This is a genomic window from Telluria beijingensis (assembly GCF_030770395.1).
Lineage (GTDB): Bacteria > Pseudomonadota > Gammaproteobacteria > Burkholderiales > Burkholderiaceae_D > Telluria > Telluria beijingensis.
Window position 1 is genome coordinate 5,589,127 of sequence record NZ_CP132480.1, and the last position, 11,486, is coordinate 5,600,612.

Below are 11,486 nucleotides of genomic sequence, written 5' to 3' on the forward strand. Positions count from 1 at the left end.
GGAAACTGAAAAACGGGTTTGAAGCAAGTTCTTACATCTGAAACAGTTCGGCAGATCGGCGGTCGGGCACTGAAGGTGCGAGCGCCGGCGCTGGCCGCCGGGCGCCGCGCTCTGGCGGCACCTCGGCGACGTGCGGCGATCACATGTGGCTCCCGGCGGTGACGGTGTCCATCGCCAGCAGTTGCGACTTCTCGGCCGCGTCCAGGCGCTTGGCGCTGACGGTCACGACGGCCATCTTGGCGCCGCTGGCGATGGCCGCGCTATCGGTGGCGTAGCTGTTGGCATGCGCTTCCGGAGCCTTGGCCAGGTAACCCGCCGGGACGGCGACCAGGGCGGCGGCGATGAAGACGGCTTCCATGTGTTTGAGGACGTTCATTTTGCTTCTCCTTGAGGGTAGTTGGTGTGTCGATGTGTCCACTGTATGCCAGGCCCCGCCTGGTCTCCAGCGACTTGCGACGAGCTGCCGAAAACGGGGAGTGAGCTGCATGCGGCGGCGCATGAACACCCCGGCGGCTCATCCTTTCACCCTCCCTCCGCTAGCTGTGCGCGACGGGCGCATGGGCGCCCTGCCACCACCGGATGACTGGCATGCTCACCACCCTGATCGACCAGCTTGCCGCCTCGCGCACCGCGCGCCGGCGCTCCCGCAACCTGCGCGCCGGCGCACGTCCGGCTGGCGTTGCCGGCAACTGGTCGATTTCCCTGGGTCCGGCCTGGCTGTGGGCCGTGCTGGTGGTGGTCGCGGGCGGCGCGCTGGCGCTGGCCCTGCATGCGCGCGCACTGCCGGACGGCGCGGCCGAGACTCCCGGCGCGGTCGCGCTGGGCGCCCTGCAGCGGGTGGCGCCGGGGCTCGACTTCGTGGTGCCGCGCGAGAGCGGCATCTCGCTCACCCAGCATGGGCAGGTCGCGCTGCTGGTGGCGAGCGGCATGCGCGCCGGGCCGGCGGTGCGGGTCGACCTGTGCACCCAGATGCTCGACCCGGCGCGCTCGCGCATGCTGCCGCTGCGGATCGGCTATCCCTTCGACGAGGCGGCCGCGCTCGCACGCGCCAGCGCCGCGCCGCCGCGCAACGTGCTGCTGGCCCGGCCCGGCTCGACCATGCCGCGCATCGACATCACCGGCAATACGGCTGCCGGGCTGGCGATCGCCTGGAACGCCGGCGCCGCCACCGCCGGCTGGGTCGGCGACGCGAGCGCCGGCAACGTGACGCGTGCGCGCCAGGGCCAGGCCGCGCTGGGCAAGAGCGGCTGGCTGCTGTGGGGCGGCGAAGCCCTGCGCTTCACGCGCCAGCCCAGCGCCGCCTGCCCGCAGGCGGGCGAGCTGGTGCTGCATCATTTCCAGCAGGGCGGCGCGCCAGGCGCCGCGGCGCTGGTGCACGCCTTCCCGGCGCAGGGCGAGCCGGTCCAGCTGCGCCTGGCGCCGGGCGCCTGGCAAGTGCCGCTGCTGCCCGGCCCCAGCATGGAAGACCAGGCGCTGTTCGAGGCGCTGCGCGCACGGGGCCTGCTGCGCCTGGGCCGCGACGGCCTGATCGAACTGGCGCCGCGCGACCTGCTGGCCTGGCGCCTGGCCGGCCCGGACGCGCGGGCGCCGCTGCCCGGCTGGGAAGATCATCGGCTGAATGACGGCGACCGCCGCCTGCTGGAACGCCTGCACCACCGCGCCGACGGCGCCTACCTGCGCGAGCAGGTACGCATCTTCAATAGCGAGCGGCGGCTGGTGGCCTGGCGTACCCGGCCCGGCGCTGACGCCATCTGGCACGCGCTGGCCGGTGGCGCGCCGGCGCCGCTCGAGGCCGGGCTGCCGGTGGCCGCGATGCGCCTGTTCGCGCGCCTGCCGGACGGCTGGGAGCCCTGGGCCCGGGTCGGCGGCTGGGAAGGCGGCGGCGCAAGCGCGTCGGTCACCCTGGCCACGCCGGCGCCCGGACGCCCGGTGGAACTGCTGGTCGCGGGCAGGGTGCGCGCCGTGAGCGGCGCCCGCGTGCTGGTGCAGGGCGCCTGCGACGGCCGCGCCTGTCCCGACCGCGACGCGGTGCAGCGCCTCGTGCTGGCGCCATTGCCTGGTGCGGCCACGATCGCGGTCCAGGTCGAGCCGCTCGACCTGGCCGCGCTGGCGGGCGGCGCCGACGCGGCCTACCGCCACCTGGCCATGGTCGATGGTCGCCTGGCCTGGCAAGCGCTGCCCGCCGGGAGCAGTGGCGCGCGGCCGGCCGCCGTGCCGGTGCGCCTGCTCGACCGCGCCGGCGCTCCTGTCCACCATTCCGGTGCATCTCACTCTGACCCTAATTATTGAGCTAGTTATTATTGGAACGACCAATGAAATCAACTTCCACCTAGCAGAATTCCAAGGGCAATTACCCAATAATTCTACTCTGACCCTATTTAATAATTGGCCTTAACATCGTGCGTGGGAAAGGAATTTATGCAAGCTGGAAAGAAAAGATCTAGTCTGCAATGATTAATCAGGGAGATTGGCAAATCAAGAGGGTCACGGCAAAAAAATAATGAGGGTCAGAGTCGAATTAAATGACAACTTTCGACTCTTGTCATTTAATTCGACTCTGACCCTCATTATTGAGTAAGAGCTTAATTGAAACTCAATGAGAGTAAAGTCGGCAGATCGGGAGATGTGACAATTTTTCCCAATAATTCTACTCTGACCCTCATTGTTGCCGTGGCGGGTGGTTAGCGGTCGCGGCGGGCGGCGGCGGGGCGGGGGCCGGTGTTGCGTTTGGCGGCGGCGGGGGCGCCGGTGCCGGGGGTGCGGGGTTTGTTGCCGCCGCCGCCACCGTGGCTACGACCGCCGCCGCCTGGACGGCCGCCGCGGTTCGAATGGCCCGGGGCGCCGCTGCGCAGCTGGATCGGCTGCGGTTTGGCATTAAGGTCGGGCTCGAAGCCGGGGATCACGGCGCGCGGCAGGGTTTGCTTGATCAGCTTTTCGATGTCTTTCAGCATCTGGTGCTCGTCGACGCAGACCAGCGAGACCGCTTCGCCAGTCGCGCCGGCGCGGCCGGTGCGGCCGATGCGGTGCACGTAGTCTTCGGGCACGTTCGGCAGGTCGTAGTTCACCACGTGCGGCAGCTGGTCGATGTCGATGCCGCGCGCCGCGATGTCGGTCGCCACCAGCACCTGCAGGCTGCCATCCTTGAACTCGGCCAGCGCCTTGGTGCGCGCCGACTGGCTCTTGTTGCCGTGGATCGCCATCGCGCCGATGCCATCCTTGCCCAGCTGTTCCACCAGTTTATTGGCGCCGTGCTTGGTGCGCGTGAACACCAGCACCTGATGCCAGTTGTTCGACTTGATCAGGTGCGCCAGCATCGGGTGTTTCTTGTCGCGGTCCACCGGGTGGATTTTTTGCGCGATCACTTCCACGGTCGAATTGCGGCGCGCGACCTCGATCGACTGCGGATTGTCCAGCAGGCGATCGGCCAGGGCCTTGATATCGTCCGAGAAAGTGGCCGAGAACAGCAGGTTCTGGCGCTTCGGCGGCAGCAGTGCCAGCACCTTGCGGATGTCGTGGATGAAGCCCATGTCCAGCATGCGGTCGGCTTCGTCCAGGATCAGGATCTCGATTTTCGACAAATCGACGGTGCCCTGGCCCGCGTGGTCCAGCAGGCGGCCCGGGGTCGCCACCAGGATGTCGACGCCATGCTTGAGCAGCTTGATCTGCGGATTAATGCCCACGCCGCCAAAGATCACGGCCGAGTTCAGGTTGGTGTACTTGCCATACAGGCGCACGCTTTCCTCGACCTGGGCCGCGAGCTCGCGGGTCGGGGTCAGCACCAGCGCGCGGATCACGCGCGGCGCGGTCTTGTTGCGCTGGGCGGCGCCGACGGCGTCGCTCGACAGGCGGTGCAGGATCGGCAGGGTGAAGCCGGCGGTCTTGCCGGTGCCGGTCTGGGCGCCGGCCAGCAGGTCACCGCCGTTCAGCACGGCGGGAATGGCCTGGCTCTGGATCGGGGTCGGGGCGGTATAACCTTGTTCGGTCACCGCGCGCACGATCGCGTCAGAAAGACCAAGTGAAGAAAATGACATAGATTTTTCAGTAAAAAACGGCCCGTCGCCACAGCGGCGGCAAGTCCTGGAATCGGGTTGATGCGGGCGCGCGGTGAGGCGGGCACCCGGATGCTGCCGTGCAACACGGCCAGCTAGGATTATAGTGAAGTTAGTTTCACTATAGAAAGTTTTTGCGCCACTACTATGTAATGCTTTGTAAGACGCCTGGTCAAAAGCAATCGGGCCATCGGCAAGCGCAGCCTGCCAATGGCCCGACTAGTGCAGCCCGTTATTTTACGCGAAAGGCGAGAGCAGCGGGACCAGCGCGCCGAAAACCTTCGGGCCGGCGGCGATGATGTCGCCCTTGTCCAGGTAATCGGATTCGCCGTTGAATTCGCCAACGATGCCGCCTGCTTCGGTCACGAGCAGGGCGCCGGCCGCGATATCCCACACCTTCAGGTTCTTTTCGAAATAGCCGTCGATACGGCCGGCCGCGACGTTGGCCAGTTCCAGCGCCGCCGAACCGCCGCTGCGCACGCCGTGGCTGCGCGAAGCGACCACTTCGTACATGCGCAGGTATTCGGCCAGCGCGCGCGGATCGGGGCCGTGGCCGGCCGACAGCAGGGCGCGGCCGATGCGCTCGGTGGGGCGCACACGGATGCGCTTGTCGTTCAGGTAGGCGCCGGCGCCCTTGGTCGCGGTGAACAGGTCGTTGCGGACCGGGTCGTAGACCAGGCCGTTGGTGATCACGCCGCGCTGCTTGAGCGCGATCGAGATGCAGTAGTTGGGATAGCCGTGCAGGAAGTTGGTGGTGCCATCGATCGGGTCGATGATCCACACGAATTCACTCTCGTCGTTCAGGTTGCCGGATGCGCCGCTTTCTTCCGCCAGGATGGCGTGGGTCGGATAGGCCTTGAGCAGGGTCTCGACGATCGCCTGTTCCGCCGCCTGGTCGACGTCGGTGACGAAATCGTTGTGCTGCTTCTCGGAGACGACGATGCGATCGATATCGAAGGACGCGCGGTTGATGACGGTGGCGGCGCGGCGGGCGGCCTTGATGGCCGTGTTGAGCATTGGGTGCATGGAGGCTTATCCGTAAAAAACGCGAACGCCCACTCACGCACCTTGGGGCGTCGTGAACGATCGGCTATTGAAGAGTGATTAAAGAGCAGGGCAGTGCCGAAACGGCTACAATCGCGGGCTTGTCCCCGTGATCACAAAAAACCGTCCGCACTGCGCGATGGTCGCTATTGTAAATGAACCCGACCCAAACCGACACTTCTCTTTTCAATCGGCTCCGCTTCGTGCTGGTCGAAACCAGCCGCGCCGGCAACGTCGGCTCGGTGGCGCGGGCCATGAAGACCATGGGATTCAGCGACCTGGTGCTGGTCGCTCCCAGGTGCGACGACCCCCTCAACGACCCGGAAGCGGTGGCCTTCGCCAGCGGCGCCATCGACGTGCTGGGCCAGGCGCGCATCGTCGAGGACATCGGCCAGGCGCTGGACGGCTGCAATTTCGCCGCCGCCGTCTCGGCCCGCCTGCGCGAATTCTCGCCGCCCGTCTGGACCCCGCGCGCCTTCGCCGCCCACGCCGGCAGCCAGCCAGACCTGCGTCCGGCCATCGTGTTCGGCAACGAGCGCGTGGGCCTGCCGAACGGGATCGTCGAAGGCTGCAACGTCCTGATCAACATCCCGGCCAATCCCGACTATTCTTCGCTCAACCTGTCGCAGGCGGCCCAGGTGCTGGCCTATGAAGCGCGCATGGCGGCGGTGGGCGACGGCATCGACGCGCGCGGCGTGGGCTTCCATGGCGAAGCGGCCAGCATGGCCCAGGTCGACGGCATGTATGCCCACCTCGAACAGGCGCTGGTCGCGATCGGCTTCCTGGACGCCGACAATCCCAGGAAACTGATGCCGCGCCTGAAGCGCCTGTTCGCGCGCACCGGCCTCGAGACCGAGGAAGTCAACATCCTGCGCGGCATCGCCAGCGCCATCCTCAAGGCCGGGCCGCCGCGCTGAACCGGTTTGCGCCCGTCCGCGCGCTGGCATCGCGTACACTAGGTGGATGAGGACATCACGCAGGACCTTCCTGGCCGTCGGCGGCCTGGCCGCGCTGGCGCTGGGCGCCGGCGGCGCCTGGTACCGCGCCACGCACGATACCGAACCACAGCGCTTCGCCCTCGACGGCGAGGCGCGCGCGGCCTTGCACGCGATCGCACCGGCGATCCTCGACGGCGCGCTGGCAAACGATCCGGCGCGCCGCGAACGGCAACTGGGCAGCGCCATCGACGCCGTCGAAGCGGCCATCCGCGGCCTGCCGCCCGCCACCCAGGAAGAAGTGCAAGACCTGTTCGGCCTGCTGGCCCTGCGTCCGGCGCGGCGCCTGCTCACCGGCGTGCCGACCGGCTGGGAGAGCGCCGACATCGCGCATATCAGCGCGTTTCTACAGGAGTGGCGCGTGCACCGCTTCGCCATGATGCGCAGCGCCTACGGCGCGCTGCACGACCTGGTGCTGGGCGCCTGGTATGCCCAGCCGGCCAGCTGGGATGCGATCGGCTATCCCGGTCCGCCACAGAGGCTGGCATGACGGCGCGCATTCCCGATCCGATCGCGGCCGGCCTGCAGCGCGGCTGGAAGGTGCTCGACGCCTCGACCCTCGCGCAGGACCGCACGCTGGAAGCGGACGTCGTCATCGTCGGCAGCGGCGCCGGCGGCGGCATCAGCGCCGAGATCCTCGCCAGGTCGGGCCTGTCGGTGATCGTGGTCGAAGAAGGCCCCCTGAAATCCTCGCGCGATTTCAAGATGCGCGAAGCCGAAGCCTACCCGCAGCTGTACCAGGAATCGGCCGCGCGCAAGACCGCCGACAAGGCGATCAACATCCTGCAGGGCCGCGCCGTGGGCGGCTCGACCACCGTCAACTGGACCTCGAGCTTTCGCACGCCGGAGCCGACCCTGGCCTGGTGGCGCCGCCAGCACGGCCTCGCATTCGCCTCGAACGACGAGCTGGCGCCATGGTTCGTCATGGCCGAGCGCCGCACCGGCGTGATCGACTGGCTGGTCGACCCCAACCAGAACAACGACGTCCTGCGCCGCGGCGCGGCGAAGCTCGGCATCGCCACAGGCGCCATCCGGCGCAACGTGCAGGGCTGCTGGAACCTCGGCTACTGCGGCATGGGTTGCCCCACCAATGCCAAGCAATCGATGCTGGTCACCACCATCCCGGCGGCGCTGGACAACGGCGCCACGCTGGTCACGCGCGCCCGCGCCGAACGCCTGCGGCTGCGCGGCCAGATGGTGGATGAACTGGTCTGCACCGCGCTCGACGCCGACGGCGTGCTGCCGAGCGGGCGCCAGCTGCGCCTGCGCGCGCGCCACTTCGTGGTCGCCGGCGGCGCCATCAACACCCCCGCGCTGCTGCTGCGCTCCAGGGCGCCCGATCCCAGCGGCCAGCTCGGCAAGCGCACCTTCCTGCACCCGACCCTGATCTCGGCCGCCTTCTACGACCAGCGGGTCGAGGGCTGGGCCGGCGCGCCGCAGAGCGTCTATTCCGACCATTTCCTGGATGTCGACCCGATCGACGGCCCGCTCGGCTACAAGCTCGAGGCGCCGCCGCTGCACCCGCTGCTGCTGGCGACCACGATGAGCGGCTTCGGCGAGCAGCACGCGGCCGCGATGCGCGATTTTGCCCACATGGGCGGCATGCTGGCGCTACTGCGCGACGGCTTCCATGCCGAGTCGCCCGGCGGCGAAGTGCGCCTGCGCGCCGACGGCGGCGGCGAGCTCGATTACCCGCTCAACGACTTCCTGTGGGACGGCGCGCGGCGCGCGCTGCTGTCGATGGCCGAGATCCAGTTCGCGGCCGGCGCCCGCACGGTCCAGCCGGCGCACGAAAAGGCCCAGCGCTACCGTTCCTGGGCCGAGGCGCGGCGCGAGATCGCGGCGCTGCCGCAGCGCGCCCACGTCACGCGGGTGGCCTCGGCCCATGTGATGGGCGGCTGCGCCATGGACGGCGACGAGCGCCGCGGCGTGGTCGATCCCGCCGGCCGATACAGGGCCCTGGCAAACGTGTCGGTGCACGACGGTTCGCTGTTCCCGACCTCGCTCGGCGCCAATCCGCAGCTGACCATCTACGCGCTCACGGCGCGCCTGGCCAGCGGCCTGGCGGCAAGCCTGACCGGTCGTCCGGCTGCGGCGCTGGCATGAGTTCGCGCACCCTGCTGCGGCTGGTCCTGCTGGTGCAGGCGCTGGCGGCGCTCGCCATCGGCGCGGCCGCCATGCGCTGGCGCGATCTCGCGTGGTGGCAGGCAACCGCGCTCGGGCTGGGCAGCGTGGCGCTGGTGCGCCTGCTCATCAACGCCAACAATTTCCTGATGGCGGCGCGCAGCGCCAGCCCCACACCAATCGAGCATCGGATCGGGCCCGGCCGGGCGCTGCGCATGTACTGGGAAGAGTTCAGCACCAGCATGCTGACGACGTCCTGGCTCATGCCGCGCGCGCAGGCGCGCACCCGCATTCATTCCGACTCGGCGCACCCGCCGGTACTGCTGCTGCACGGCTATGGCTGCAACAGCGGCTACTGGGCCAGCCTGGCGCCGATGCTGGACGCGGCCCGCATCAGCCATGCCACGCTCGACCTGGAACCGCTGACCGGCGACATCGACGACTATGCCGCACGCATCGAGGAGGCCGCGGCGCGACTGTGCGCGCAGGCCGGCGCGCGCCAGTTGATCGTCGTCGCCCACAGCATGGGCGGGCTGGCGGCGCGCGCCTGGATGCGCGTGCACGGCGCCGACCGCGTGGCGCGCCTGGTCACGCTCGGCACGCCGCACCATGGCACCTGCCTGGCCGCGTTCGGGCTCGGCATCAATGCCGGCCAGATGCGGCGCATGGGCGTGGCCGGCCCGGAATGCGCCTGGCTGACTGCCCTGGCCGGGGCCGAGCCGGCGGCCGTGCGCGCGCGCATCACCTCGATCTACAGCCACCACGACAACATCATCGCGCCGCAGACCTCGAGCGAACTGCCGGGCGCGCGCAATATCGCCTTCGGCGGCGTGGGCCACGTGGCGCTCGGCCATAACCGGCGCGTGCTGGCGGCCGTGATGGGCGAGATCGACGCCCTGCGCGCGGGGCATGTCGCATCCGCCGCAATGCAGCATCATTAAGGGCCGATTGCCCCCTCACGAGCGCCCGCCCGCGTGGTACAGTGATGACAACATCGCATTCCCGGAGCGCCATCGTGGCCCGTATCCTCATCATCGAAGACAACCCTGCGAACATCGAGCTGATGTCGTTCCTGCTCGGCGCCTATGGCCACACGCCGCTGTCGGCCGCCGACGGCCCGCGCGGCGTGGCGGCCGCGCGCAGCGAGCGGCCCGACCTGGTCGCCTGCGACGTCAACCTGCCGGGCATGGATGGCTTCGCGGTGCTGGCCGCGCTCAAGGCCGATCCGCTGCTGGCCGGCGTGCCGGTGCTGGCCGTGACCGCGCTGGCGATGGCGGGCGACCGCGAAAAAGTGCTGGCGGCCGGCTTCGACGGCTACATCAGCAAGCCGATCGAACCCGAAAGCTTCGTCGCCGAGCTCGAGGCCTTCCTGGCCCCGGCCAGCGCGCCGGCGCCGGCGCCGATGGCCCAACCGATCGCGGTCCCGGCGGCGGCGGCCCCGGCCCCTGTACGCGCGGCGGAGTCCGCGGCGCGCACGCTGCTGCTGGTCGACGACGACCGCTTCATGCTGGGTGTCCTCAACGACATGCTGGTCGGCCAGCCCTACCGCGTGCTGAGCGCCTGCTCGGGCGAGGAAGCGCTCGACGTGCTCGACCATGAAGCGGTCGAGGTGATCCTGTGCGACCAGGCCATGCCCGGCATGCGCGGCACCGAGGTGCTGGCGCGCGCCGCCGAGCGCTATCCCAAGACCGTGCGCCTGATGCTGTCCGGCCAGCCCGACCTGAACGAGATCGAGGCCGCCATCGCCAGCGGCGTGGCCGACGACCACTACGTCAAGCCGCTCGGCGCGCGCATGCTGCGCGAACGGATCGACGAAGCCTTCCGCCTGCAGAGCCAGCGCGCGGCCGCCTAGGGCAGGGGCGGCCGGCGATCGAAAGATTCATCGAACGACCGTTCGATGTTATCCTTGCGGGAATGCACTATTAACTTCGGCCTACATGCAACAAAAAGCCCCGCGCCGCACCCGTGAACGCATCCTCGAGCTCTCGCTCAAGCTGTTCAACGAGTTCGGCGAGCCCAATATCACGACCACCGTCATTGCCGAGGAGATGAATATCTCGCCCGGCAATCTGTACTACCATTTCCGCAACAAGGACGACATCGTCAATTCGATCTTCGTCCAGTTCGAGGCGGAGATCGAGCGCGTGCTCGCGGTGCCGGCCGGGCGCCGCTCGAACATGGAAGATGTGTGGCTGTACCTGCACCATATGTTCAAGCTGATCTGGCGCTACCGCTTCTTCTACCGCGACCTGAACGACCTGCTGTCGCGCAACCGCAAACTCGAACTGCATTTCAAGGCCATCCACGCCCACAAGATCAAGGTCGCGCGCCAGCTGTGCGAGGACTTGCGCAGCGAAGGTTCGCTCGAGGCCTCCGACCAGCAGATCGGCGCCATGGCGACCAATATGGTGGTGGTGGCGACCTACTGGCTGTCGTTCGAATACGTGCGCAACCCGCGTAAGTACAGTGAGCAGCAGGCGATTGCCGACGCGCTGGCGCGCGGCTGCTACCAGGTGCTGTCGATGGTCGGCCCCTACCTGCGCGGCGAGACCCGGGTGCTGTTCGAGAAGCTGTCCGACGACTATCTCCAAAAACTGTCGGCCGACGCCCGGCCCGGCGCCGACTTCTTCTGAGGTTCCAAGCATGAAAACCCTGGCCGTCTACTGCGGCGCCGCGCATGGCGCCAACCCGATCCACGCCGACGCCGCGCGCGCCCTGGCCGGCGCGATGGTCGAGCACAACATCTCCCTGGTCTATGGCGGCGGCAAGGTCGGCCTGATGGGCGTGATCGCCGACGAGGTGCTGCGCCTGGGCGGCGACGCTACCGGCGTGATCCCGCGCGCGCTGATGGAGCGCGAGGTCGGCCACACCGGCCTGACCCGCCTGTTCGTGGTCAAGGACATGCACGAGCGCAAGGCGATGATGTCCGACCTGTCGGACGGCTTCATCGCCATGCCCGGCGGGATGGGTACGCTGGAAGAGCTGTTCGAGATGGTCACCTGGGCCCAGCTGGGCATCCACGCCAAGCCGATCGGCCTGCTCAACGTGAACGGCTTCTACGACGGCCTGCGCGCCTTCGTGCGCCACCAGGTCGAGGAAGGCTTCGTGCGGCCCGAGCACGAGGGCCTGATGCTGGCCGACAGCGATCCCGCACTGCTGATCCGGCGCCTGCGCGCGGCGGCGCCGGCGGCATCGAGCACCGCCTTGCCGCCAGCGGCGGCCGACGAGCTGCGCGGCTAACGCCACCGTCACCCGAACGACGGGTTGCATGGTT

Annotated in this window: 11 protein-coding genes; 8 read left to right on the forward strand and 3 right to left on the reverse strand. The window is 68.6% G+C overall.

Features of this window, described 5'->3' with window-relative positions:
- Positions 1 to 139: 139 nt before the first annotated feature.
- Positions 140 to 376: a hypothetical protein gene (locus Q9246_RS24620; protein WP_306393877.1), complete on the reverse strand. Its 237-nt coding sequence runs from the start codon at positions 374 to 376 to the stop codon at positions 140 to 142.
- A gap of 212 nt (positions 377 to 588) precedes the next feature.
- On the opposite strand from Q9246_RS24620, the gene Q9246_RS24625 reads away from it, so the two are divergent.
- Entirely contained in the window at positions 589 to 2,289 is a 1,701-nt protein-coding gene (locus Q9246_RS24625) for a hypothetical protein (protein WP_306393878.1), read from the forward strand.
- 392 nt (positions 2,290 to 2,681) lie between these two features.
- Here the strand turns inward: Q9246_RS24625 and Q9246_RS24630 are convergent, their stop codons facing one another.
- Together Q9246_RS24630 and Q9246_RS24635 are read right to left on the reverse strand one after the other, a co-directional pair.
- Positions 2,682 to 4,031 (reverse strand): DEAD/DEAH box helicase, encoded by a 1,350-nt coding sequence (locus Q9246_RS24630; protein WP_306393879.1) that lies wholly within the window; start codon positions 4,029 to 4,031, stop codon positions 2,682 to 2,684.
- Positions 4,032 to 4,286: 255 nt separating this feature from the next.
- Positions 4,287 to 5,066 (reverse strand): inositol monophosphatase family protein, encoded by a 780-nt coding sequence (locus tag Q9246_RS24635; protein ID WP_306398259.1) that lies wholly within the window; start codon positions 5,064 to 5,066, stop codon positions 4,287 to 4,289.
- 182 nt (positions 5,067 to 5,248) lie between these two features.
- On the opposite strand from Q9246_RS24635, the gene Q9246_RS24640 reads away from it, so the two are divergent.
- From Q9246_RS24640 to Q9246_RS24670, 7 genes are all read left to right on the forward strand, one after another.
- Positions 5,249 to 6,010, forward strand: a complete 762-nt coding sequence (locus tag Q9246_RS24640; RefSeq protein ID WP_306393880.1) for an RNA methyltransferase — start codon at positions 5,249 to 5,251, stop codon at positions 6,008 to 6,010.
- Positions 6,011 to 6,056: 46 nt separating this feature from the next.
- On the forward strand, positions 6,057 to 6,578 hold the full coding sequence (locus Q9246_RS24645; protein WP_306393881.1) for a hypothetical protein: 522 nt from the start codon (positions 6,057 to 6,059) through the stop codon (positions 6,576 to 6,578).
- Positions 6,575 to 8,194 carry a GMC family oxidoreductase gene (locus tag Q9246_RS24650; protein WP_306393882.1) on the forward strand — a complete coding sequence of 540 codons (1,620 nt, stop codon included), beginning with the start codon at positions 6,575 to 6,577 and terminating at the stop codon, positions 8,192 to 8,194. Before Q9246_RS24645 ends, Q9246_RS24650 begins: the two co-directional genes overlap by 4 nt.
- On the forward strand, positions 8,191 to 9,153 hold the full coding sequence (locus tag Q9246_RS24655) for an esterase/lipase family protein (protein ID WP_306393884.1): 963 nt from the start codon (positions 8,191 to 8,193) through the stop codon (positions 9,151 to 9,153). The genes Q9246_RS24650 and Q9246_RS24655 overlap by 4 nt, the downstream gene beginning before the upstream one ends.
- Positions 9,154 to 9,227: 74 nt before the next feature.
- Positions 9,228 to 10,064, forward strand: a complete 837-nt coding sequence (locus Q9246_RS24660) for a response regulator (RefSeq protein WP_306393886.1) — start codon at positions 9,228 to 9,230, stop codon at positions 10,062 to 10,064.
- A gap of 85 nt (positions 10,065 to 10,149) precedes the next feature.
- Positions 10,150 to 10,845 (forward strand): TetR/AcrR family transcriptional regulator, encoded by a 696-nt coding sequence (locus Q9246_RS24665; protein WP_306393888.1) that lies wholly within the window; start codon positions 10,150 to 10,152, stop codon positions 10,843 to 10,845.
- A gap of 10 nt (positions 10,846 to 10,855) precedes the next feature.
- Positions 10,856 to 11,452, forward strand: a complete 597-nt coding sequence (locus Q9246_RS24670; RefSeq protein WP_306393890.1) for an LOG family protein — start codon at positions 10,856 to 10,858, stop codon at positions 11,450 to 11,452.
- Positions 11,453 to 11,486 lie beyond the last annotated feature (34 nt).